The organism is Sinorhizobium sp. GQ132 (assembly GCF_059758575.1).
In genome coordinates this window covers 83566-107240 of sequence record NZ_JCAXDX010000012.1, presented here as the reverse complement: position 1 = coordinate 107240, position 23675 = coordinate 83566, and the positions used below count along the sequence as shown (strand labels likewise).

The window sequence follows — 23675 nt, the reverse complement described above, 5'->3', positions numbered from 1 at the left end:
AGAAAAGAATGCCGGACGGGCAGCGCGAGCGCGGCCCTGACGGGTGGTCGCCTGGAGGAGATGGGTAGGAGAAGACTACCCGCAGGTAGTCACTCCTGATTGCGCCGGCGCTCCTTGGCGTAAAGGGCGACCGCCATGGCGCGATTGCGCACCTCGAGCTTGTCGTACAGATTTTTGAGGTGGTATTTCACGGTATTCTCGGAAATGCCTGTTCGTGCGGCGATTTGAATATTCGTCCAACCATTGGCCAGCATGCCGAGCAGCTCACTTTCCCGAGAGGTGAGCTGTTGGAACGGCGTGTTCGAGATTTTCGAGAGCACCGTATAGGGAATGCAGATCCGACCCTGCATTACGGCGGTGAGCGTCGCGAACAGGATTTCAGGATCTTCGAACTGGTAGCAGAGACCATTGACACCAAGCCGGATCGTCTCGTTGACGACCGAAGGATTGCTGGTGTCGGCGAAGAGAACGATCCGGGGGTCGAATCCGAGCCGGCCGAGATCGGCGAGCACTTCGGGCGCCTCGGCATCGTCGAGCTGCCAACTGAGCAGCACGCAGTCCGTCTCGACGGAGGCAAGCTTCTCGCAAAGTTCGGCCGATGTCCGCGCCGTATCAACCATGGAAAACCTGGCGTTTTCGGAAAAAAGTCCACGAAGAGCGGCAATCACCAACGGGTTGCGCTCCGCGACCAAAACTCGGCCTCCACCGTCCTGCGACATGTGCCTCCCTGCGTCTTATGCCGTGACATGCGCCCATGAGCGATGGCCTGGACACTACCATCAGACGTCGCGCACATTTCACCGTCGAGCGACGAAACGTGTCCTAAAACGCCTTCTTCCGAGGGTAATGTGCACAGGGTTCCGCACATTTCTGCTTCGGAGTGGCCAGCAGAGCACGAGTAGACATCGATCACGCGAGCACGCCGCGACCGGAAGCCAACCCGGTCATCCCACTCCGTTCCACCTCTCGCTCCCATCTCCTCAATGCCGACAATGGTACCCGCATCGGGGTAACCATTCCACCTCTTCCGTCCGATGTACGGAGTCAGAACGACCAGCAGATTGCGGCCGTTTTCCTCGGAGGCCGTTCATATAGGTCCTCTGAATGGTTTCGATGCCGTTGCGTCACGTTCGGATCACACCATTCTCTAACGCCAGCAGGTCACTCGTGCGGAAGGGGTCCCCGGAAAGGCCGTGCTTTGCTCCCTTCGAACGATAAAGAGAAGGGGCGAATGAACCGCCCCGGTCTCATCGTAGCAACAGTGCCTGAGCGCTAGTTTTTCAGGCGCGCTTGAGTGCGGGCTCCAGGCCAACGGCGGCGGCTAACCCGCCGATATCCTCGATCTCGGTATATTCGTAATAGGGATTGGCTGGCTCATGGCCGCGGTTGACCCAGACCTTGCTCTTGATGCCCAGGTCATAGGCGGTCATCAGGTCGTAGCGGAAGGATGAGGACACATGAGTAATGTCTTCGGGCCCGCAGCCGAGCTTGTCGAGCATGTATTCGAAGCCCTTCATCAGAGGTTTGTATGCCCCGACTTCTTCCGCCGTGATGACCATATGGATGGGCGCGCCCAGCTTTTCGACGACGGCCGATTGGAAGGACGCCAAGGCGCTGCAGAGGCCGTTCCCTGCAGAGGCGATGACGTTGCTGCCGGTTGGCCAGCAAATAGAAGCCGGTCAGCAAGCGACGCTCTTCTGAATGCTCTCAACGCTGGCGGCTGAGTCCCTGGCAGTATCCACCTTCACCGCCCTTCATGACCCGTTGAACCGGTTTCATCGTGCTTGGGAAGCCATATGTGGCGGAATTCGTCCTGATGCCGCCGGTCGCGCTATCGTCGGTTTTCTTGGCGGGCGAAGCGGCTCGGCTCTTCGCATTGATATCAACGCCTTCGTAGTAGTCGAAGGCGGCGAGCGCGGGTCCGAAGCTCGTAAGCGTCCCAAACGAGACGATGGCGGCTGCCATATAGTGCTTGGTAGTCATTGAATTCTCCTTTGTGCGGGTTCGCCATCGCGCCCTGGCTCGGGAGGTGTCAGGGCGCGATGGCGACGAAGTCCGAACAGATGCGAGGGAACCGCGCGGCGTCGGACAGGACAGACCCTAGAGGTAAGTTGTCGCGTGGTTATGCGAGTGAATGTGCTGTTCGGGGCAAAGTGTATCAACGACGGTTGGGGGTCTTGGATGCTCGTGCCGCCGCAAATTCCCCGATTTAGTCATGTTGCCGGGCAACATGGGGCGTACAACAGAATGCCATCGTCGAGGCCGAGGTTTCGCAGTTGACACTGTTTGATACACTTTTTTGAATGCGGAGCCTGGGCGCTGGCGATATGTGTTTGTAAAGACAACTCCGCCCCGGACGAGAGCGATATGCAACCGACGCCTCACATCGCCGTTGTGGATGATCATCGCGATATTCGCGACCTGGTCGGGAAATATCTCACACAACAGGGCTACCGTGTTTCCGTCGCGGAAAGCGGCGAAGCGCTTCGACGCCTCTTGGAGAAGGGCGCCCCCGATCTCGTCGTGCTGGACATCATGATGCCTGGCGAGGACGGCCTGACCGTCTGCCGTCAGTTGCGCACGACGACGGAGCTGCCGGTCATCTTTCTGACGGCGATGGCAGACGGGACGGACCGGATCGTCGGCCTGGAACTCGGCGCCGACGATTACATCACGAAGCCGTTCAACCCGCGCGAACTCCTGGCAAGGATCCGGGCGGTGCTGCGGCGCGTCAACAGCCTCCCGCCCCAGCGCGGAAGGATCAGGGCCAAATCGATTCGCTTCGACGTCTGGGAACTCGACACTGGCCGCCGGGAGCTCCTCGGGCGCGATGGCGTGAGCGTGGCGTTGAGCACGGCGGAGTTCCGGCTGCTCAATGCCTTCCTGGAGCACCCCGGTCTGGTGTTGAGTCGTGACCAGCTGCTTGACCTTACGGCTGGGCGTGCGGCCGAGAGCTTTGATCGCAGCATCGACAACCAGGTCAGTCGGTTGCGCAAGAAGATCGAGAGCGACCCGAAAAATCCATCTTTGATCAAGACGCACTGGGGTGGAGGATACAGCTTCGTGGCGGAGGTAGAAACCTACTGATGCGGTGGTGGAGGAAGAGCCTCGCGGCTCAGTTCATCTGTTTTCTGTTGATGGCGCTTGTGTTGTCGCAGGTGATCGGGTTTCTGATCTCCTGGGACGAACGGGACAAGGCTTTGCGTGCGGCATCGAAGGGTGAATTCTTGAGCCGTACGGCGTCGCTTGCAACTCTGCTCGAGTCCATTCCTCCGGGTTTCCATACCGATGTCCTGCGGGCAAGCGGAACAACGTATACACGCTTTTGGATGTCGGGACACGATCCCGTCGATACGCTCGCCTGGCGAAAACAGGCAGTCGCGCAACTGGAGGAACCGCTACCCAACCTGCTCCCAGCCTATCGCCCGCCTGAGCTAACCTCGGCTGCGCCAGCCAAGACGCCGTCAGCCAAGGGTCTCAAGCTTTTCGAGAGGGCGATTGCCTCTGAGGGCTGGACGCGACTTTCGACTGACGTATGGAGCCTGCCCCGGTTTGCCAAGTTTCTTCCGCTGGGCGATTCCCACGGCATGGGACTTGCGGTCCAACTCAGCGATGGGCGCTGGCTGAACTCCGTCTATCGCAAGACGATGCCGAATCCTTTCTGGAACACGCAGTCCCTCGTCTCGCTCGCCGTCACCGCGACAACGCTTGCGTTGATCGGTGTCTTCGTAGCTAACCGCATGGCAAGACCCATGCGCCGGCTGGCAGGCGCCGCGGAGGCTCTCGGCAGAGGCCAATCCGTCGAGCCACTGCCGGAAACGGGTCCCGATGATATCCGCAGGACGACGGAGGCCTTCAACCGGATGCAGGCGCGACTTACGCGCTTCGTCGAGGATAGGACGCGCATGCTCGCTGCGATCAGTCACGATATTCGCACGCCGCTTACTTCGCTGCGTCTGCGGGCCGAGTTCGTGACAGATAGCGACGCTCAGCAGAAAATGATGGCGACGATCGGCGAGATCCAGACGATGACCGAGGCAGCGCTTGCCTTTGCGCGCGAGGAGGCCGTGACGGAGCCAACCCGTACCGTCAATTTGACGGCTTTGATCGAAAGCCTCTGTGACGACCTTGCTGACCTCGGGCAGAATGTAACATTTCTCGATAGCCCCAAGATCACCTATCGCTGCCGTCCGGACGGCCTCAGGCGCGCCGTCCGCAACCTGATCGAAAACGCCGTGCGCTACGGCAACGAGGCTCGCGTCCAGCTCAATGAGACGCCCTCCTCCGTTCGAATCGCAATTGAGGACAAGGGGCCTGGGATTCCCGAAGCAGATTTCGAGCGTGTTTTTGAGCCATTCTTCCGACTGGAGTCCTCGCGAAATCGCGAAACAGGCGGGGTTGGCCTAGGCCTGTCGATCGCCCGGGCAACCGTTCGCCACCACGGCGGCGACATCACCCTGTCGCGACTGAAGAATGGCCTGAGCGCGACGATAACGCTTCCCAAGTCGGATCGAGGCGCTTGAAGCGCTGCTACCTTGGCTGTGGATAAGGTGTTCCGGCCGCCCTTGCGCGGATAGCGGCAACCCTACCGTCCAGATCGGCGACGAGCGCATACCGCATCCCGGCGGTGCAATGGCGATGTGTGCGGCCGCGCCCTTCCCTGATTGGCGGCTTTTCAGCTTGTGTGCCGCAATGACGGTTGCACGCCGTAGGCCTGAGCCGGCGCCAGCTTCAGGCACGGCGCTTGTTTTTCGGCACTTGCTGTCTGAGCCGCGCAAGTCTCTTCGGTAAGGTCAGCCGCCGGAACAATCATCGCGGCGCAAAGGATCGAAGCTGCACTCAGCAGTAAACCCGCTAATACATTCGCCGCTGGCCGCGCACCAGCTTCACGGCGATCACGAAGATACCCAGGCTCACTCTCGACGAGTTTACGTTTCATGCTTCAGAACTTTCTTGAGGGATGATTTGATGGTCGAAGCTTAGCCGCAACTTGTCGCAATATTTTCCCAGATTCTATGGTAATTTGTATCAGCATGTTTCGGCCAGCTTAGTGTAAGGTGCCGGAAATATAATTCAGTCCGAGTAGCGGCCGAATATGCGTCAAAAACAAAGCTCAGCAGAGCCGAAATTCAGCTTGACACTTTCACCAGGGAAACTCGCGCGGGCGGAGCAAAGCCGCAGCGCCAAACCAACCGTCGTGGCGTGGGAACTCGATCGCCCTGCGCCTGTAGCACCAGGCCAGCCTGTCTCGCGCGCGGCCTCATCCAGCATGCTTTGAGATAATTCGTTACAACTCGGCGGTTCCACCGGCAAATCTCTGCGACAAACGCCAACTATCCTTCGGTTGTCGAAGCGATCTGCACGGGAGGTGTTCATGCCCTGCCTCGCAGCCGCCAACTCCGAGGATTGTTCATGAAAAACAAGCATCTGATCTCCGCTCCCATTCTCGGTGCACTGCTTTGTCCTGGCGCGAGCCCGGCACAGGAACCGGCGGCTACCGCAGGCGAGAGACTTTTCCGCACCCGCTGCGCCTCCTGCCACAGCCTGAATCCGGGCGAAAACCGTGTCGGTCCGCATTTATCCGGGCTCGTTGGCCGCTCAGCCGGCAGTGTGGAAGGCGCTCGCTACTCGAAGGCACTCAGCGCATCGGGATTAGTCTGGGACGAAGAGCGTCTGCAAGACTACTTAAACAATCCCCGCCAGGCTGTGCCGGGCACCACGATGAGCGTCAGCATTCGCGACGCGGCGCAGCGATCGGCGATCATCTCCTATCTGCGGAGTAATCCTGGCGAGACGACCCAGTGAGGCAAGCATGCCGCTGGTCAACGTTCAAGCAATCGCTGGCGGTTCGCCGCCGCTAGCCTGGCAAGGAAAGGTATCATGGCTCAATTGACCATCAACGGCGAGAAGCGGAATATCGAGGTAGATCCCGAGACCCCCCTTCTTTGGGTACTACGCGAACAGGTAGGTCTGACCGGCACCAAATTCGGCTGCGGGATAGCGCAATGCGGCGCCTGCACAGTTCATATAGACGGTGCTGCGACGCGCTCCTGCGCGTTGCCGGTCAGTGCAGTAGAATCAGGTCAAAAGATCGTCACGATCGAAGGCCTGTCCGAGGACGGCTCCCATCCGGTCCAGCAGGCATGGCTGGCGCTCGACGTTCCACAATGTGGATACTGTCAGGCTGGCATGATCATGGCCGCCGCCGCCCTCATCAGCAGCACGCCAAGCCCGAGCGACGACGATATCAGCGCCGAGATTAACAACATTTGTCGCTGCGGGACCTATAACCGCGTCCGCGCCGCCATCAAACTCGCCGCTGAAACCGCCAGCGCATCCCAGAAAAGATGAGGACCTGACCATGACAGTCGCAACCTTGTCGCGCCGCAAATTCCTCATTGGCACCGCCGCCACGGCCGGCGGCCTCTCGCTCGGCTTCCATGTGCCCTTTGCGGCGCAGGCTGAGGGGAGCTCCGCCGTCCTTCCTGAGATCAACGCTTGGGTGCTCATCCGCCCGGATGACACCGTGGTGATCCGCATCGCTCGTTCGGAAATGGGCCAGGGAACATTGACAGGTCTCGCACAACTTGTGGCCGAAGAGCTCGAGTGCGATTGGTCGAAAGTGACCACCGAATATCCGACTCCCGGGGACAGCCTAAGGCGAAACCGCGTTTGGGGCAGCTTCTCGACCGGCGGCAGCCGCGGTATTCGTGAGTCACACCAATATGTGCGCGAGGGCGGAGCGGCCGCACGGCAAATGCTCATCTCAGCTGCCGCGAGCCTTTGGGAGGTGCCCGCGGACGAGTGCTCGGCCGCGAACAGCGTCATTACCCACGCTTCTTCGGGTCGCACCGTCACATACGGCACGGTCACCTCGCTAGCCGCACAGATGCCGCTGCCGACGAACATCGCTCTAAAAGCACCGCGGGAGTGGAGGATCGCCGGAAAGCCGCTACCGAGGCTCGACACGCGCGACAAGCTCATAGGCAAACAGATTTATGGCGTAGATCTGACGTTACCGGGCATGTTGAACGCCTCGATCAAGGCCTGCCCGGTCTTTGGAGGCAAAGTTGCAAGCTTCGACGCGACGGTCGTATCTGGAATGCCCGGCGTACGAAAGGTCGTCCAGGTCGATGACACGGCCGTTGCCGTCGTTGCCGACACGTGGTGGCAGGCGCATTCCGCCCTTAATGCGCTGCCGATCGTTTGGGATGAAGGCCCGAACACGAACGTCACCAGCGAAACGATTGCCGCGATGCTGAGAGAAGGACTGGATGCGGAGGACGTCGTCGCTGGCACGGAGATCGGCGATGCGCGAGCCGCGCTTGACGGCGACGCCAAAGTGGTGACTGCGACCTACTCCTTTCCGTACCAAGCCCATGCCACCATGGAGCCGATGAACGCTACGGCGCGATATACGACGGACAAATGCGAAGTCTGGGTGCCAACACAAAACGGAGAGATGAGCCTTGCCGCCGCGGCCGAAGCATCCGGCCTGCAGATCGAGCAATGCGAGGTCTACAAGCTCCACCTCGGTGGCGGCTTCGGCAGGCGCGGCAACTATCAGGAATACGTCCGTCAGGCCGTAAAGCTCGCCAAGGAACTCCCGGGCACACCGGTGAAGCTGATCTGGTCGCGCGAAGAGGACATGCTTCACGGTGCCTACCACCCTGTAACGCAATGTCGTCTCAGAGCTGCGCTCGACGCCAGTGGTAACGTGGCTGCTCTTCATATGCGGATCAGCGGCCAGTCAATTCTGTGGCCACTTCGCGCCGAAGTGCGCGAAACCGGTCGCGATCCGGCCGTCTTCCAAGGTCTGAACGATGGCGGGACGGAGGGCGCCTTTGGCTACACCATTCCCAATCTCCTGATTGATTACGCCATGCGCAATCCGCCAGTTCCTCCCGGTTTCTGGCGTGGGGTCAACCTCAATCAGAACGCGCTTTACGTCGAGTGCTTCATCGATGAACTAGCGCATGAGGCCAGCATCGATCCACTCGAATTCCGCCGCAAGCTGCTCGTCGACCATCCCAAGCACCTTGCCGTTCTCGAGGCAGTCGCCGAACGGGTCGGCTGGGAAAAGCCGGCAGGAAACGGGATCCATCGCGGTCTTGCCCAGATCATGGGATTCGGCAGCTACGTCGCAGCCGCGGCGGAAGTCTCGGTCACAGACGGTCAGCTTAAGATCCACCGCATCGTCGCGGCGACGGACCCGGGCCACATTGTAAATCCCGCCCAAGCCGAGCGGCAGGTGGAGGGCTCGTTCGTCTATGGTCTTTCAGCCTGTCTCTATGGAGAGTGCACGATCAATGGCGGTCGCGTCGAACAGGAGAATTTCGATACCTACGAGGTCATGCGTATGGACCAGATGCCGGCCGTCGAAACCATTCTCATGCCATCGGGGAATTTCTGGGGCGGCGTCGGCGAGCCGACGATCGCGGTAGCGGGACCAGCGGTTCTGAATGCGGTCTTTGCGGCCACTGGCAAGCGCATCCGACAATTGCCGTTGAAGAACAACAGCCTCGGCGTTTGATGGGTGGTGGCGAAGGCATCGCGCGCTGCCGAGGCGCCTTTCAACGACGCTTTATGAGACCGCCCGTTAGGGCGCCCGGATGATTTGTCCTCTCGGCGCAAGCTCCAGGGACGAGAAACGAGGCTCCCGACGCGACCGCGGGTGATGGTGCCGCAGCCATGGCGGGTCAAACCCCGCAAGCTGGCTTAAGCAGCGGCGCCATGGGCGCACCTCGCCAGTGATCTGCCGCTCGAGATAGAGGATTGTCAGCTCGGCCAAGTGGCCGAGCGTTACCTGGAGGTTGTCTAATCGCATTCCATCCGTCAAGCTGGTTTTAGCATTCAACGACCTTGCCGGCTTGCGGGACAGGCAACCCGGCTTAATCGATTGGATGGATCTGCCCTCTCCGGCCGTGTCCTTCTGAGCTATCCAGTGCTGGGAGCAGGGTTGTCTCCGCGGTCGACAAATGTCGCCGCACAATGGTCTTCGCAGGTGGGATCTTCCTAATGTTCGAGGCGCAGTCTCAACGAGCTGCAGCCACCAGAAGCGGAATGATCCTGCCCACGTCCGCAGCAGGGACGCTCAGCACCAAAGTTAGACGGCGCGCTGAGGGACGAAGGCTGAGCGTCGCCTATATGGTCGCGCCAGCCGATGCGTTGAACCGCCGACGCCGAAGGTAAGAACACCAACTCCCCGTTGTTTTACCCAAAGTCCTTCCACCTCATCCAACGTCAACCCAATGAGATTGCGCACTGGCGACGATTTCGGCCACTTGCATCTTCCTACAATTTCGCTGCCCGAACGCTGCCATTAAGATCCGGTTCTCCGATCTGAACAGTCAGGGTCGAAACACAGAGCGATGGCAGCAAACTGAAATTTCCCCCGATGGTCGACAACCGCAGACTCTCACTGTCCCTGAGGACGCTCCACGCAGCGAAGCATCGCGAGGACCTTCACCCCGCATTGCGCAAACTTTGCGTACGACACGGCCTGTCGCACATGACATTGCTTGTGGTTCGCAACGGAGGCAGGTCGGGTTTGTACCCCGACTACTGCACGACATATCCAGATACGTGGACTGAGATATACATCGACAAGGGCTATTTCGACATAGACCCGGTGATTGACGTCGTCCGTTGGGGATTCCTCCCGGTGGATTGGTCCTCTCTCGATCGGCGGTCAGCACAGGTCTACCGATTGTTTAAGGAAGCGCGTTCGTACGATATTGGCCCCTATGGCTTGACGATCCCCATCCGAGGCTCGAAAGGCGAACGGTCTCTCTTTTCCGTGACCTCGAACCTGCCCAAGCGCGACTGGTCGCGGCTACGCGCTTCGAGCATTCACGAGCTGCAGATCCTTTCCCACTATCTTCATGAGACGATGCTGTCTGCAAGCGGTCTTCGAGAGATTGGCCGCTACCGGAACCTCTCCAGGCGCGAAAGCCAGTGCCTTCAGCTTCTTGCAACAGGTCGGATTTCCAAACAAATAGCAGCGGATCTAGGCATCTCAGAAAACGCGGTGAAGTTGTACCTGCGATCGGCAAGACAAAAACTCGGTGCTTTTACAAGTTATCACGCCGTTGCCAAGGCAAGCTTCCTCGAGTTGATCAAAATCTGACCGCGCCCGATCGCATTCGCGGCCCGTCCCTCTCTTTCGACATTCCCGGAACGGTCAACCTCCCGAAATAGGTAGATTGGCTACCCGCTCCCCTGGGTCCACAGATGAGATCAGAAGCTCACGCATGGCAGATGCGGGCGGCAAATAAAACATCTCGACGATGGCTGAGATGAAGCACGCCACCCGCCGGCTATATCGGGAGGTAGCGATGGTAGATCGAATAACTATTGAACACTGGCGGAATGCTCCCAGACTTACCGCGTTCGCAGAGTTCTTCGAAAGAACCGCCAGCGGAAAGGGTGGAGCACCGGATCTTGCCGAACCGAAAATCGACATGAGCCTGCTCGACTTTGATCTCGAGAGCGCAATTTTCGCGGATACGCATCGGCGTCTTTGGGGTAATTTTGACAGCCATTACTTTGCCAGTATTCCCTATAGGCTTGAAGAGGAGTGCCGTCTGGGTGCTGCACTACTTTCCTTCGCCTTAAGGACCTGGGCGCGCAACGCCTCCCCAACGACAATATACACGCTGGGCACGGGCACCGGTTGCCTCGCGCGCACGCTCGCCACGCTTGGCGATGGTCGCATCGAGGCGCTCTGCTGCAGTCCAACCGCAGCCAATCGAGCGTCGTTCTTCGCGAACCGGGGAAGCGAGCACGCGCACTTCTTCCACGGCCCATTCTTTGAGTTGGACGACGATCGATACGCGACCGACAAGGATCTTCTCCCATTTCGGGGCGGCTTTGACGTGCTGTTGGAAGACACGACGTTTCAGATGTACGACCGTGATCGGCTAAAGCAGCTGGAGTTCGTTGTTCCTCGCATCCGGTCTGGCGGTCTCCTCGTGTAGGTGCAGAAGCTCGCGCATGAAGACCACGACATCTATGAGGAACGCGAGCGGCAGAAGGACGAGCTTTTCAAGACCCGATTCTTCTCCACAGGTCACATCTCCAAGAAAAAGGATGAAGTCCTTAACACGATGACGGATCTTCAAGTCGATCTGGCGACCACGGTAGCCGCTCTGCGGGCGTTTTTCCGATACTCAGTGCTGACCTGGAACAGCGGGAATTTCTACACCATCGTGTCATCCAACTCCCGCGCTTCCATGTTGGAATTGGTTTCGCTGATGGTGAAGCCGGCAATTCCACCGAACTATTGCTACGAACGATTGCCAGCGGCGATCATCGATACCGAGGCAGAGGCCTTGGCTCCTGATCTGACGTGGCGTAGCGCGAAAACCATGTTGCTACTCGCCCCCAAGCTCGGCGTCATGAAATGACGATAATCGGAAAGGCCGGCGAGCATTGCAGCGCAGCCGACGTGCGCCGCACGTTGTCTGCCTTGATGCCGCATCTTACCTCCTATTGGGAATGTCCCCTTCGACACTACGCGTCGGTTGCCCACGACGTCGAGAAATTCCATTCCGAGTGTTGCGCGCGTCGCCATGCAATGGAGCTGCTATGCCGTTGCGTCGAGCGGGCAGCTCTCAGATCCGGTTACGACCCTGAGGAAGCTCGAAGCGCCAGCCTTCAGTTGATGGGGGCACCGGTACTGCAGACCGGTCCGCATTGCCTGCTGCTGATCGAGCCGGATGCGTTCTACACGCATCTGTTCAGCCTGCTAGGCCTGCAGGCCCATGGCCGCGAATGGTACATCACCTATCATGCCTCGACGGTCAGTTTCTCGGAAAAGGCAAAGAAGGGTCCGGGCTGGCTCTGGCTTCAAGACGAGCCCCTCAACGTCTTCGGCTTACCCCGGAGCCGAATGGATTCATTCAGCATCTGCGGGTTGAATGGTCCCTATCGCTTCGCGCTCTCGAATGCCAAAGGCGATCCGGCACCAAATGCCACTGCCGCCGGCCTCCTCGGCGAACTGCCGTCGGAGGAATTTGGTTCTGCGGCCGACGCAATCAGGGCGGCCAATCAAACCCTCTGGCGCGGCAAGCTCCCCTCCCCCATCAAGCTGCTTCAGCTCGATGATTTCGACATCGCAGACCTGGTCGCCGACCATCTCGAAGACGCTGGATCCTGGATGTCGGCTGGTTTCATCGGAGACGGAAAGGTCGCCGAGAGCATCCTGGATGCCATGGATCGCCTGAACATTGGACCGTGGCAGGGTTGGGTCCGCAGGACGACCGATCTCTTCTGGCGCATGGAAAAAGGGAGGATTGTTCCGCTCCGCCTCCAAGACAACGCCCTCAGGGCCAAGTGTCCGTCGGACTTCGAAGTGAAGTTCCGGCCGAACAGCATCGCAACGGCGCTTCGGCAGCGAGCGATCGTGCCGAGCCTCTATACTGTGTTCCTGGTGACTTCCATTTTGCCTGGCGTGAGAGCGCTTGGGGGATGTCGCCAGACGATCTACTACCCGCTTATGCGCTATCTCACCGCCATCGGGCTTGAGCGATCGGGTGATTTCGATTTCCTGACCGAAATGCGTGAAGACGACCAACCTGGGCTTTGGGGCCATCGTGTCTTGAAACCTCTCAACGGCAATCCCTTCCGGGAGATCAAGCTCTTCAGAGGAGCCGAGACGCCTCTTGAAACATACGCGGCGATGCCTTTGGTGCAATCGAGCGGTGACCTCGCAAGTTTCATCAGCGATCCGATTTGGGCGGACCTTTCAGGGCACATCGCCAGCGGAGCTATCACCTTGGGGTCCGAGGAGTGGCAGTGGTAGGGCTCGTGATCGAGGATGCTGAGCGGCTTCGATACTGGGATTTCGTCCGACCTGACCTGGAACTTCTGTCGGAGGTCGATGTGTCGATTGAAGAAGAGGCGGTAATCAGACGCCTGTCAGTCCGGGACGTAGACGTGTTTCGCCGCATACGCCTAGAGGCGCTTTCACATGAACCGCTTTCGTTCGCGAGTGTATATGGCGATTGGGTCCATCTCTCCGACCGCGAATGGCGCCGACATCTCGACCAGCCAGTTTTCGCCGCGTTCTTGAATGGTGAGCCCGTCGGCATGATGGGGCTAAGATTTGAGCGTGCAAGGAAAATGGCGCATCGTGCAAGGCTTGTCAGCGTGTATGTGCGGAAAGGCGAACGAGGGACCGGGGTTGCGGCAACCCTTTTGCATGAGGTCACGGAGCATGCACGAGACCGCGGAGCACTGCAGCTGGAGCTTGCCGTAAATGCCGACAATTCGGCAGCGATACGCTTCTATCAGCGTCACGGATTCCTAGAGGTTGGCCGCATTCCAAACGGCTTACTGGGTCACGATGCGGAGAATGACGAGTTAATCATGGTCCTGCGCTTGAAGAGATAACCATTTCCGTTCGTTTCACTTCACTCGCCTCATTAGGCCAATTGACGGACATTTGTTTGAGTATGAGTTCAGCTGAGCTTTGCGTCTAACATGGCTCACCTGTTCGTATGGGTTTGCAGCGCGACAAACAGGGTGAGATCTCATCCAGATTGTCGCTCTATATGGGTTTCACGGAAGAGTCGCGGCGTCACCCCGAAGCGTCTTTGGAAGACCTGCGTGAAGCGTGCGGTCGGCGCAAGCCCCACCCGCCTTGCGATTTCCTTCAACGGAAGTTCTTGGGAGAGCAAGATACGCGCCGCGTCCAGCCGGACGGTCTCGATATACTGTGCCGGCGTCTCGCCGATCGCGGCGACAAACCGTCTGTAAAACGTCCGCTCCGAGAGGCCAACCCTGGCCGCAAGGCTCGGCACATCCAGCGCGGTATCGAGATTGGCTTGTGCCCACACCAGGAGATCTGCGAGAGGAGCATCGGCTTTCGCCTGGGCAAGCAGCAGCGGGCTGAACTGAGACTGATAGCCGGGACGGCGTGCGTAGAGGACTAGGCGCTTGGCGACCCGACTGGCAAGCGCGCTGCCGAGATCCTCGCTGACCATGGCGAGGGCCATGTCAATACCGGTGGTCACTCCCGCCGATGTCCAGACGTTGCCGTCGACGACATAGAGTGCATCGGCGTCGACCGCAAGGGAGGGGTAGAGTCGCGCGAGCGCTTCGCAGGCGCTCCAGTGTGTGGCAACACGCTTACCGTCCACCAGTCCCGCCGCTGCGAGCACAAAGGAGCCGGCGCAAACCGACCCGAGTCGTCTGACGGACGAGGCGCTCCGCGACAACCACCGCCCTAGTTTCGGCGTCCGGGTTGCTGCCGTGACCGCGCCGGCCTCGGCCCCGGCCACCAGGATTGTGTCAACCTCTCGTGGCACCTTCGCCAATGCTTTGGTTTCGACGATGACCCCGCTGCTACTCGGCACCGCACCGCCGGTCGGCGAGGCCAAATGCACGGCATAGCGTCCAGGCTCTCCATCCTCTGCGAGTGCGTGGTTGGCGGATGCGAAAACGGAAGCCGGGCCGGTCGCATCCAGCAATTCAAAGTTTTGATAGACGACAATGACGATATGATAAGGCACTGGCAGGAATTACCATCTTTTTGTCATTCCTGCCAACTCTGTGTGCCTGCTAGTGTTCACACCGGTGGTCGGCCAAGGACCACCACCGCAGGGAGGAGTAATCATGACTGAAGCATCGCAACCATCAAAGTCAGCGCCCGAATCCCCCACGTCGGGCTGGCAGTCGATACAATGGTGGCCCACGGCTATCGGCTTGGCATTCGCGGCTTTCGTTTCGGTCGATCTGCTCAATGGTTCGGAGCACGGCACGGACTTGGCTGCGATCGTCGTCGCCTCGGGCCTCGTGTACCTGGCAGCGGCTGCCTTGGAGATTCCGTGGGTTTCCTGGCCGGTATTCCTGCTATCGGTTGTAGTGATCACCGTCGCAAGGTTCGGCCTCATACCTTTCGATGCGACATGGGCGATGCTTATCCTCGCCGCCCTCTTTGCGGTCTATGGCGTGATCCGGGCTCTGAGACGTCCTAACCGCGAACTGCCGCTGCAAGCCATCGCAATGAGTGCCTTCGGCGGTTTAGCCACCGTGGCCCTCTTTATTAGCCCCTTTGTGGGAGCGCTGCTGGTAGCGGCGGGACTGGTCGCGCATGCCGGCTGGGACGTCTATCACCACGTCAAAAACAAAGTCGTCGTACGGTCGATGGCCGAGTTCTGCTTCGTGCTGGACACTGCTCTCGCGATCGTCATAGTCTTAGCAACACTGAGAGGCTGAGAAGGCTGAGATGGGCACCCTGCCGTAGGTTACGGCGTTGAGGTTGATCTCGATGCGCTCGCGCTGCGACGCCCTTCGACAAACCCGCACGGTGTCCGCTGTGACGCAACCTTGTCATGCCTTGACCCAACACTACAACGCCAATTCGCGGCGCAATGCTTCGAGACGTTCCATGGCAATCACACCGTCTGCGATCGTCGGGGCCGAAGTTTTATGTCCCGCTAACGCCGGGATAACGTCGGCGAGCAGCGGATGGTAACCCTTTGGGTCCTCGTTGGCGGCCGCAGTGAAGTTGGGTTTCCAGATTAAAGTGTCGACGGCATCGTTAAGCGTGGCAGCGGGATCGTCGACCTTAAAGGGCGGGTTGCGGTTCCAGCGTACGTCGATGACGTTGTCGACCTCGATGCGCTGGTGATCGCCCATAATTTCGATGCGTTCGACGGGCGCGCCGCGCGATTGCGCGGTGCCCATGGCGATCGTGCCGATGGCGCCGCATTCGAAATCGAAGTTCACATGGAAGAGCACCTTGCCCCTGCCCTTCTCGACCTTGCGCGCCGTCAGCTTGGTGACCGGCGAGACGAGGAAGGAGACGAGGTCCATGTAATGCACACAGTGATGCAGGAAGAAGCCGGTATAGTCGACATTGCCTGCGAAATAGCCGGGCGCGGTCATGTAGTAACCGGTAAGGCCGTAGATTTCCCCGAAATGACCAGACCGCAGGATGTTGGCCGCGATCTTGTTCCCTGCTGAATAGCGCTTCATGAAGCCGAGAAGCAGCGGCTTGCCGGACTTTTCCGACGCCGCGAGCAGTTCGCGTGCCCCGGCGGCGCTACCGGACGGTGGCTTTTCCATGAAGACGGGAAGGCCCCGCTCCAGCGCCATCTTGCCGAACAGGAGATGCTGGTCCGGCCCGACCGCCATGCCGACGGCGTCGATGTCGGAGCGGCGTATGAGCTCCTCCGCATCACTCGTCAGGTTTGAGACGCCGAACTGCCGACCGGCGGAGGTCAGACGATTGCCGTCGATATCGCAGAGCGCGCCGATCTGCACATCATGGCGAACGAGTTGCGGAAGCAGCATCTGAGTGGCGTGGACGCCGCAGCCAATCCAACCGATCTTGAGTGTCATCGACGATATTCCGTAAGCAGGACGTGGGACTTGATGAATGCGGCACTCGCGGCGAGACGTTCGCTCTCGTCCTCGTGCGGAGCACGCCACTGCGCAAAGGGCACGCCGAAGCGGTCGTCGTTGCGACGGAAGGGTTCGAGCGAGATCGGGCCGGCATAACCGATATCATGGAGCGCGCGGAATACCTCGACCCAATCCGTCGCCCCGGTACCGGGAAAGCCGCGGTGGTTCTCGTTGGCCTGAAAATGCACGACGCGCTTTCCGCCGAGTCGGATCGCCTCGGCAATGGAGGCTTCCTCCATGTGCATGTGGAATGTGTCGAGCATGAGCTGGATGGCTGGATGATCGACAGCGTCGAGCAGTTCAATCGCCTGCTGCGTGGTGCAGAGCACGTCGCTTTCGAACCGGTTGAGCGGCTCGACCGCCAGGACGACGTTCAGTCTGGCAGCATGATCGCCCGCTTCCTTGAGGCCCGCGACGCAGCGAGTCTTGCGGGAAAAGCGCTCCTCCTCGCTCACCGGCTGCGGCGGCCGGCCGGCAAAGACGAGCGGGTTGCCCGTGAGCGGGCCGCCGACGATCGTGGCGCCGAGAGCTGCGGCGCAATCGGCCGCATGTTTGAGGTAGTCGACGCCGGCGCGATGCGCGCCCGGATCATCCGACGAAAGATTGCGCTGCAGGTTGACGCGGGCGGCGAGAACGACCTGGAGCTCGGCAGCCTCGAGCGCATGGCGCGCCTCCTTCAGGTCGAGCTCGCCCGGTTCAGGCACAAGAAGCTCGACGAAATCATAGCCGAGCCTTTTCATCTCGGAAAACAGCGGGAAATGCTCCGACGTAAACGGCCGCGCATATTGCATGGAGATCAACCCGACGGGGTTCATTGTCTGTCCTCTTTTACTCGGTTCAGCCCTTCACCGCGCCTTGGGTCAGCCCGCCGATCAGGCGGCGCTGCACGAGAAGGAAAAGGATGGTGGCCGGCATCGCGCCGACGACGGCGCCCGCCGCAAGCAGGCCCCATTCGATCTGGTATTCTCCGATCAGCGTCTGGATCGCCACCGTGACCGGACGGACGTTCCTGCCGCCGAGCGTCAGCGCGTAGAGATATTCATTCCAGGCCGTGATGAAGATGTAGATGCCGGTGGAGATAATGCCTGGTATCGTGAGTGGCAGCACGACCCTGAGCAGTGCCGTCAGCCGCGAGCAGCCGTCGATCATCGCCGCCTCGTCAAGGCTTTTCGGGATCGCGCCGACATAGCTCGTTAGCATCCAGACCGCGAAGGGAATGGCGACCGTTGCATTGGCGAGGATCAGGCCGAAATGGGTGTCGAGAATGCCAGCCTTCCGCATCAGCACGAAGAGCGGCAGGATCAGGAGCACGATCGGGAACATGTTGATGAGCAGGAACTGCAACATCAGAAGCTTGCGACCCGCAAAGCGGAAGCGCGAGAAGGCGTAGGCCGCCGTCACCGCGACGGCAAGGCCGAGCACCACTGTGCCGCAGGCGATGATCAGGCTGTCGAGCATGTTGTCGAGGAAGGAGGTCTGCTGGAGCAGGCGCACATAGTTGTCGAGGCTCCAGCCGGCGGGCGAGACGGAAACGCCGGTCGCGTTCAGCGCCTCCGTCGGCGTCAGCGAAGTCAGCACCATCCAGACGAAGGGCCCCATGGCGAAGAGCACGATCAAGAGTACCGGCAGGTCGGTGGTGAGGATACGGCGGAACGTGGAGGGTCTGTTCATCGCTCAACCTCCCGCATGGTACGGGCAAGATAGACTGCCACGATCGCGCCGAGCAGGATCGTGAACGTCACGGCGATCGTCGTGCCGTAGCCGAAATCGAGGTTCTGGCGGGCGCGGACGAAGGCGTAGAGCGGCAGGGTATGGGTTGCATAGCCCGGGCCGCCGCCGGTCATGACGAAGATGACGTCCATGGAATTGGCGACCCAAATGACGCGAAGCAGTCCCGCCGTCGCTAGCACCGGGGCGATGCCGGGCAGCGTGATGTGCACGAACTGGCGCCATGGGGAGGCGCCGTCGATGGACGCGGCCTCATAGTGGCTCCGTGGAATTCCCTGGAGGCCGGCAAGGATCATGACGGCGAAGAAGGGAAAGCCCTGCCAGGTGAGCGTCGCTATGACCGCATAAAGCGCTAGATTCGGATCGGCAAGCCACGGCACGGCGGACTGCACGACGGAGAGATAGATGAGGATATCGTTTAAGACGCCCGTATTGGGATCGTAGATCCAGCGCCACATCAACGCGATCACCACGCTCGGCAGGGCCCACGGAATGATGATGAGAGCGCGCGCAAGTCCCCGCCAGGGGAATTCCCGGTTGAGCAGCAGCGCAGTCAACAGGCCGAGCCCCATCTGAAGCGGCACTGTCAGGCCGATCCAGATGGCGGTATTGCCGAGTGCAGTCCAGAAGACGGGATCGGCGAAGAGTTTCACATAATTCCCGAACCCGACGAAACGGCTGGCGTTCGGCTTCCACAGGACAAGATCGTAGAGACTGGTGAAGACCGCCTGGGCCATGGGAAAGAAGACGATGAACAGCGTGACGACCACGGCCGGCGCCAGCAGCATGTATGGCATCAGCCGCACGCTCCAGGGCGTCGGAATGGCAGGCGTCGTCGGAGATGGAGCGGTTGTCGCGGTCATGCGGTCGTTCCCGGCAGTTGGCATTCGGAAGCCATCCGCCCTGAGGTTCGGGCGGGCGGATGGCAAGGGTGGAGCGTGCGCAGACTGCTCGCTCCGGGGGGCTACTGCTGCGCGAATAACGCCTCGAGCTGCTGCATCATCTGCTCGGAGGTGATCTGGCCGGTCAGCGCTTGCTGCATCGCCGTCTGCCAGGCCGTATTGACGAACTCCGACGTCGCCGTGTTCTGCGGCAGCACATGGGCGAACGGCAGTGACTGAACTGTCGCGTCCACGAAACGACGCTCATGCAGCGTCCAATTTTCTGCGCCGCTCTTCGTCACGGTCATCTGGCCCGTCGCCTTGTTGAAGGCCACGTTGTTGTCACCCTCGGCCAGGAAGGATATCCACTTCCACGCCGCATCCTTCACCTCCGACGAAGTGAAGATAGCCAAGGACTCATCGCCGTAGGACGTCCAGCGCCCACCGCCGCATTCCGGCACAGGCACGGCGGAAACCTTGTCGCCAAGCGCCTTGACCATGTCGTTGGAAGAGCCGATGTGATGGATCGTCATCGCCGTCGTGCCATTCTTGAAGGCACCGGTGATTTCCTGGAAGCCATCGTTCGGTGCCGATGGCGGAATGACCTTGTCCTTCTGGAAGAGATCGATCAGCCACTGGTTGGCGGCAATCGCCTCCGGCGTCGTTAGACCGCCGGACTCGAGCTTGGCGCCCTGCGAGAGCACGAAGGCGCCCCACTGGTCCCATCCGCCCTTTCCGCCGCGCAGGCCGAAGCCGTAGGTTTCCGGCGCCTTGGTGAGCTTTATTGCCGCGTCGCGGAACTCCTCGCAGGTCGCAGGCGGCTTCAGGCCCGCCTGCTCGAAGAGGTCGGCGCGATAATAGAGATAAAGCACGACGTACTGGATCGGCAGATAATACTGCTGGCCGTCCGGACCCTTGTTGAGTTCCAGAAGGTTGTCGAGCAGGTCCGCCTTGCCGGGCCAGGCATCGATGCGCTCGCCGATCGGCTCCAGCGCTCCCATTTCGATGAGACGCGGCTGCGCAAACAGCTTCACCATGGCAGCATCCGGGGCATTGCCCCCGACAAGCGCGGTGTAGAGATTATCGTAATAGCTGTTCCAAGGAACGTTTTCAGCCTCGATCTCGATGCCCGGATTGGCGGCCTCGAATTTGGCGACCAGATCATCCATCGGATTTTCGGGATTGTCGAAGTGATACCAGAAGCGGACAGTTTCCGCCGATGCAGTGCCTGCGAGAAGCGACGTCGCGAACGCAGCGCCGATTGCCAGTTTCTTCCAGTTTTTCATTGTCTCCTCCTCTGAAAACCCAAGTCAGTTGCCGGCAGCCATTCGTTTTGCCGCCACCCCCGCGGCCACCAGCGCCTCCCGCGCGGCAGCCAGATCGAGGGTATTCTGCAGAAAGCCGTGCGTAACACCCGGCACGACCGTCAGAGTATCGCTGCGCCCGAGGCTCTTGAGGCGGGCGTGCAGCAGGATGCTGTCGGAAAGCAGCGGATCTACACCTGCGGCCATCAGGTGAAGTGGCGGCAGGGCCTTCAGTGTTTCGTCCGAAGCGACGAGCGGACAGGCCAACGGGTCGGCTGACATATCTCGGTGACCGACATACCAGTGCCAATAGCGTTGCATCTTTGCGGTCGTCAGACCCGGTCCATTCTCGAAATCGCGGTAGGATTGCGTATGAAAATTGCCAGCATAGGTTCCATAGAAAAGCAGTGCGCCGGCAGCGGTTTTCGCTGTGGCTTGCTCGTGAAGCATGGCGGCCAGCGCCAGGTTGGCACCCGCCGAGTCGCCCGCAAGGATGAGAGGGCCGTCAGCGACGCCGAAGGCGCCGGTAACGGCAAAGGCGGAGCGGAACGCTGCGACAACGTCCATCAGGCCCGCGGGATAAGGATATTCGGGCGACAGCCGATAGTCCGGCAGCAGCACTGGCAGACTGCACTCCAGCGCAAGGACCCGCGCACAGCGCTCATGGGTCTCGGGGCTGCAAAACGCGAAACCGCCGCCATGCACGAAGATGACCGCGCCCGGCCGATGATCTGGCGGCACGAGAACCTTCAGCCGCACGCGCGCAGAGCCAAGGATTTCATCCGCGTCGACCCAGGCGTCGCCCACAGCAGCCATCTCGGGGAGATCGCGGTTCCAGCGGCGATTGCCCTGCGCAGTCAGCGCCCTCCCCTGCGCAGGAGGCAGCGTCGTCGGATCCGGTTGCGGGCCGGTTTCTCGCTCGACGCGGTCAAGGAGCGCCGCCATTTCGGAGGACAGCCGGGACATGTGGGGAGCCGCGTTCATTGGCTCGCATCTGGGAAAACGTCGGGACCGAGGTCCACGATGGTCGCGATGTGGTGCCGAAGTGCTTCACTCGCCCTTTCCACGCTCCCACTTTCCACCGCTTCAATGATCGAGCCGTGACGCTGCGCTGTTGCGACAAGATCGCGGGGACTGGTGCTGCGTGAAATCTTGAAGCGGTGATTGTGCACCAGACAGCGGTGCAAGATCGGGTCCAGCGCGGGGAGTTCAGCATCCTGAAAGATGCGACGATGGAAATCGCGGTCAAGAGAGGCGAGCTCAAGCTCGTCGCCAACGGTCGCCGCTTGCAGCATCTCAGCGAACAAAGCCTTAAGATCGGCAACAAGGGTACGGCTCGGCATCTGGAGCGTACGCCGGATGCCGCTGCACTCGATCTGCTGGCGCACGCGGAACATCTCCACCGCTTCGGCTTCAGTGCATTCAGAAACCTGCGTGCCCCGATGCCCCTGCCGACGCACAAGCCCCTCCTCCTGCAATTGCAGCAGCGCCTCGCGCACGGTTCCCTGGCTGCAGGAGAAATGGGCGGCAAGATCAAGTTCCGTCAGTGACGCGCCGGCAGGAAGCACTCCGAGCATGATGTCCCGCTTGAGCGCATTGAAGGCGGCCGCCGACTTAGCCGGTTTTGCGTCTCGCGAATGTGACTGAGCCGAAAAGTACTTCATGTGCGTCCGCGGAGTTGCCAACCATCTTGCCTGCGATTATTGATATTGATATCGATAATGGAGGTCAAGGGTAATGCCGACCTTTTGGAGGACCAAACCGTGACGGCAATCAGCTTGGCGCAGATCCAGAAATCCTATGGCTCGCTACAGGTCATCCATGACATTGATATCGACATAAAAAGTGGTGAGTTCCTCGTTCTGGTAGGTCCTTCCGGTTGCGGCAAGTCTACTCTACTGCGCATGATTGCGGGGCTTGAGGAGATTTCCGGAGGCAGACTCGATATTGGAGGAAAGCTGGTGAACGCGCTTCCGCCATCCCAGCGAGACATCGCGATGGTGTTCCAGGATTATGCCCTCTACCCGCATATGAGCGTGCGCGAGAACATGGCATTCGGACTCAAGATGCGCGGCGCTGACGAAGCGATGATCAGGCAGCGCGTGACGCAGGCGGCCGAGATCCTTCAGATCCAGCCATTTCTCGACCGTCGGCCTGCCCAGCTATCGGGAGGTCAGCGCCAGCGCGTCGCCATGGGCCGCGCCATCGTGAGGGAGCCTTCCGCTTTCCTTTTTGATGAACCGCTGTCGAACCTCGATGCAGCGCTGCGGGTAGAAATGCGGCTGGAGATCGCGAAACTCCATAACCGCATGAAGGCGACGACAGTCTACGTCACGCACGACCAGGTCGAGGCGATGACGCTTGCGGACCGCATTGTGGTGCTGAATGCCGGGCGCGTCGAGCAGGTGGGCCCGCCGCTGGAGCTGTACCGCCGTCCAGCCAGCCTCTTTGTCGCCCGTTTCATTGGCAGCCCGACGATGAACACTATCTCCGCGGAAGTCGTCACACATGGCGATGAGGTCGCAGTTCGGCTGAAGGGCCGCACAATCAAGCTTGGGAACGAGACCGCACATGAACTGCGAGCCGCGACCGCAACCGTTGGAATCCGCCCCGAGGATCTTGTCGTCTGCGCTCCAGAAGAAGCATGGTTCGGCGGAAAACTTGCTGTGGCTGAGCGATTGGGTAGCCAGACTTATGGCTATCTGGAAACCGGCGACGCGCGTATGCTGACGGTAGAGTTTCCCCGCGAGAGTACCATTAGCGTCGGCGATCTGATCCACGTGCGCCCAAACCCAGACGCTCTTCATGTGTTCGATGGCTCTTCCGGTCGGCGATTGAATTGACGAGTGCTGTAAAGGCGAGCGAGAATCCTATTGGGAGCTAATACAGCTCCCGGTTTCTGCGCGACCAGTGTCCGACTGCGTCGCCTTCGCTCTGGCACCACTTGAGAAGGCACTGCACCTTGGCTGAAGCCTCGTGCGTAGGCTCTGTCAAGCTCAAAGGCCGGGAGGACGCCGTGCCGTATCAAGGCCTCATCGTCACAATCAAGAAACGACCCGACTGTTTTCAGGCTCGAACCCTGGCTCATCGAACGACTGAGATGAAGGCGCGGCCTCTTAGCCCCCTCTCGACAGACTCCGCTCACCACCCTTTCGCGGCGGATCAAACCGGAAAGACCGACCCGAACACGTCATTCGGCGATCGGCTTGGCGACGACCGCTTAGAGGTCCGCATTGCGGCCGTCCCTCGTCCCAGCCCTGGAATTTCGTCGTCCACCCACCGACAACGCTGATGAAGGCTAATTCTCGACCCGTTGCAGTAGTTCAGCTATCTTTTGGCGAACGACTGG

At 60.2% G+C, this 23675-nt stretch carries 21 protein-coding genes and 2 pseudogenes; 11 read left to right on the top strand and 12 right to left on the bottom strand.

Going from position 1 to position 23675, the window contains the following annotated elements; translation table 11 throughout:
* Nucleotides 1-89: 89 nt before the first annotated feature.
* From AC6CIG_RS24685 to AC6CIG_RS24675, 3 genes and pseudogenes are all read right to left on the bottom strand, one after another.
* Nucleotides 90-719: a LuxR C-terminal-related transcriptional regulator gene (locus AC6CIG_RS24685; RefSeq protein WP_498324051.1), complete on the bottom strand. Its 630-nt coding sequence runs from the start codon at nucleotides 717-719 to the stop codon at nucleotides 90-92.
* 561 nt (nucleotides 720-1280) lie between these two features.
* Nucleotides 1281-1589: pseudogene (locus AC6CIG_RS24680) on the bottom strand (HAD family hydrolase); the annotation flags it as partial.
* A gap of 118 nt (nucleotides 1590-1707) precedes the next feature.
* On the bottom strand, nucleotides 1708-1983 hold the full coding sequence (locus tag AC6CIG_RS24675; RefSeq protein WP_498324050.1) for a hypothetical protein: 276 nt from the start codon (nucleotides 1981-1983) through the stop codon (nucleotides 1708-1710).
* 384 nt (nucleotides 1984-2367) lie between these two features.
* Between AC6CIG_RS24675 and AC6CIG_RS24670 the strand changes: the two genes are divergently transcribed.
* Together AC6CIG_RS24670 and AC6CIG_RS24665 are read left to right on the top strand one after the other, a co-directional pair.
* Nucleotides 2368-3087, top strand: coding sequence for a response regulator (locus AC6CIG_RS24670; protein WP_102762930.1), 720 nt, complete (start codon nucleotides 2368-2370; stop codon nucleotides 3085-3087).
* Nucleotides 3087-4523, top strand: a complete 1437-nt coding sequence (locus tag AC6CIG_RS24665; RefSeq protein ID WP_338280681.1) for a sensor histidine kinase — start codon at nucleotides 3087-3089, stop codon at nucleotides 4521-4523. The genes AC6CIG_RS24670 and AC6CIG_RS24665 overlap by 1 nt, the downstream gene beginning before the upstream one ends.
* A gap of 152 nt (nucleotides 4524-4675) precedes the next feature.
* On the opposite strand, the gene AC6CIG_RS24660 is transcribed toward AC6CIG_RS24665, so the two are convergent.
* Nucleotides 4676-4939, bottom strand: coding sequence for a hypothetical protein (locus AC6CIG_RS24660; RefSeq protein ID WP_498324049.1), 264 nt, complete (start codon nucleotides 4937-4939; stop codon nucleotides 4676-4678).
* 473 nt (nucleotides 4940-5412) lie between these two features.
* Between AC6CIG_RS24660 and AC6CIG_RS24655 the strand changes: the two genes are divergently transcribed.
* From AC6CIG_RS24655 to AC6CIG_RS24625, 7 genes and pseudogenes are all read left to right on the top strand, one after another.
* Entirely contained in the window at nucleotides 5413-5805 is a 393-nt protein-coding gene (locus tag AC6CIG_RS24655) for a c-type cytochrome (protein WP_498324048.1), read from the top strand.
* A 75-nt stretch (nucleotides 5806-5880) separates the two neighbouring features.
* Entirely contained in the window at nucleotides 5881-6351 is a 471-nt protein-coding gene (locus AC6CIG_RS24650) for a (2Fe-2S)-binding protein (protein ID WP_498324047.1), read from the top strand.
* Between the two features lie 10 nt (nucleotides 6352-6361).
* On the top strand, nucleotides 6362-8533 hold the full coding sequence (locus AC6CIG_RS24645; RefSeq protein WP_498324046.1) for a xanthine dehydrogenase family protein molybdopterin-binding subunit: 2172 nt from the start codon (nucleotides 6362-6364) through the stop codon (nucleotides 8531-8533).
* 864 nt (nucleotides 8534-9397) lie between these two features.
* Nucleotides 9398-10129 carry a helix-turn-helix transcriptional regulator gene (locus AC6CIG_RS24640; protein WP_498324045.1) on the top strand — a complete coding sequence of 244 codons (732 nt, stop codon included), beginning with the start codon at nucleotides 9398-9400 and terminating at the stop codon, nucleotides 10127-10129.
* A gap of 208 nt (nucleotides 10130-10337) precedes the next feature.
* Nucleotides 10338-11408, top strand: a pseudogene (locus AC6CIG_RS24635) (class I SAM-dependent methyltransferase).
* Complete coding sequence (locus AC6CIG_RS24630; protein ID WP_498324044.1) at nucleotides 11405-12805, top strand: hypothetical protein; 1401 nt, start codon at nucleotides 11405-11407, stop codon at nucleotides 12803-12805. Before AC6CIG_RS24635 ends, AC6CIG_RS24630 begins: the two are co-directional and overlap by 4 nt.
* A gap of 56 nt (nucleotides 12806-12861) precedes the next feature.
* Nucleotides 12862-13395 carry a GNAT family N-acetyltransferase gene (locus tag AC6CIG_RS24625; protein ID WP_498324058.1) on the top strand — a complete coding sequence of 178 codons (534 nt, stop codon included), beginning with the start codon at nucleotides 12862-12864 and terminating at the stop codon, nucleotides 13393-13395.
* 140 nt (nucleotides 13396-13535) lie between these two features.
* Here AC6CIG_RS24625 and AC6CIG_RS24620 read toward each other — a convergent pair whose 3' ends face one another.
* The gene (locus AC6CIG_RS24620; RefSeq protein ID WP_498324043.1) at nucleotides 13536-14516 is read right to left on the bottom strand and encodes a GlxA family transcriptional regulator; all 981 of its coding nucleotides are present in this window, start codon (nucleotides 14514-14516) and stop codon (nucleotides 13536-13538) included.
* Between the two features lie 103 nt (nucleotides 14517-14619).
* Between AC6CIG_RS24620 and AC6CIG_RS24615 the strand changes: the two genes are divergently transcribed.
* A complete protein-coding gene (locus AC6CIG_RS24615; RefSeq protein WP_029961246.1) occupies nucleotides 14620-15222 on the top strand; it encodes a hypothetical protein in 603 nt (200 codons plus the stop codon).
* 132 nt (nucleotides 15223-15354) lie between these two features.
* Here AC6CIG_RS24615 and AC6CIG_RS24610 read toward each other — a convergent pair whose 3' ends face one another.
* The 7 genes from AC6CIG_RS24610 to AC6CIG_RS24580 all read right to left on the bottom strand — a co-directional run bounded on the left by AC6CIG_RS24610 (nucleotide 15355) and on the right by AC6CIG_RS24580 (nucleotide 21990).
* Nucleotides 15355-16350, bottom strand: a complete 996-nt coding sequence (locus AC6CIG_RS24610; RefSeq protein ID WP_498324042.1) for a Gfo/Idh/MocA family protein — start codon at nucleotides 16348-16350, stop codon at nucleotides 15355-15357.
* A complete protein-coding gene (locus tag AC6CIG_RS24605; RefSeq protein WP_498324041.1) occupies nucleotides 16347-17228 on the bottom strand; it encodes a sugar phosphate isomerase/epimerase family protein in 882 nt (293 codons plus the stop codon). Before AC6CIG_RS24605 ends, AC6CIG_RS24610 begins: the two co-directional genes overlap by 4 nt.
* 22 nt (nucleotides 17229-17250) lie before the next feature.
* Entirely contained in the window at nucleotides 17251-18084 is an 834-nt protein-coding gene (locus AC6CIG_RS24600) for a carbohydrate ABC transporter permease (protein ID WP_018098107.1), read from the bottom strand.
* Complete coding sequence (locus tag AC6CIG_RS24595) at nucleotides 18081-19004, bottom strand: carbohydrate ABC transporter permease (RefSeq protein WP_498324040.1); 924 nt, start codon at nucleotides 19002-19004, stop codon at nucleotides 18081-18083. The genes AC6CIG_RS24600 and AC6CIG_RS24595 overlap by 4 nt, the downstream gene beginning before the upstream one ends.
* 101 nt (nucleotides 19005-19105) lie before the next feature.
* Nucleotides 19106-20308 (bottom strand): ABC transporter substrate-binding protein, encoded by a 1203-nt coding sequence (locus AC6CIG_RS24590; RefSeq protein WP_338280658.1) that lies wholly within the window; start codon nucleotides 20306-20308, stop codon nucleotides 19106-19108.
* A 24-nt stretch (nucleotides 20309-20332) separates the two neighbouring features.
* The gene (locus AC6CIG_RS24585) at nucleotides 20333-21310 is read right to left on the bottom strand and encodes an alpha/beta hydrolase (protein ID WP_498324039.1); all 978 of its coding nucleotides are present in this window, start codon (nucleotides 21308-21310) and stop codon (nucleotides 20333-20335) included.
* Nucleotides 21307-21990, bottom strand: coding sequence for a GntR family transcriptional regulator (locus tag AC6CIG_RS24580; RefSeq protein WP_498324038.1), 684 nt, complete (start codon nucleotides 21988-21990; stop codon nucleotides 21307-21309). Before AC6CIG_RS24580 ends, AC6CIG_RS24585 begins: the two co-directional genes overlap by 4 nt.
* Nucleotides 21991-22089: 99 nt before the next feature.
* Between AC6CIG_RS24580 and AC6CIG_RS24575 the strand changes: the two genes are divergently transcribed.
* Nucleotides 22090-23169 (top strand): ABC transporter ATP-binding protein, encoded by a 1080-nt coding sequence (locus AC6CIG_RS24575; RefSeq protein ID WP_498324057.1) that lies wholly within the window; start codon nucleotides 22090-22092, stop codon nucleotides 23167-23169.
* Nucleotides 23170-23675 lie beyond the last annotated feature (506 nt).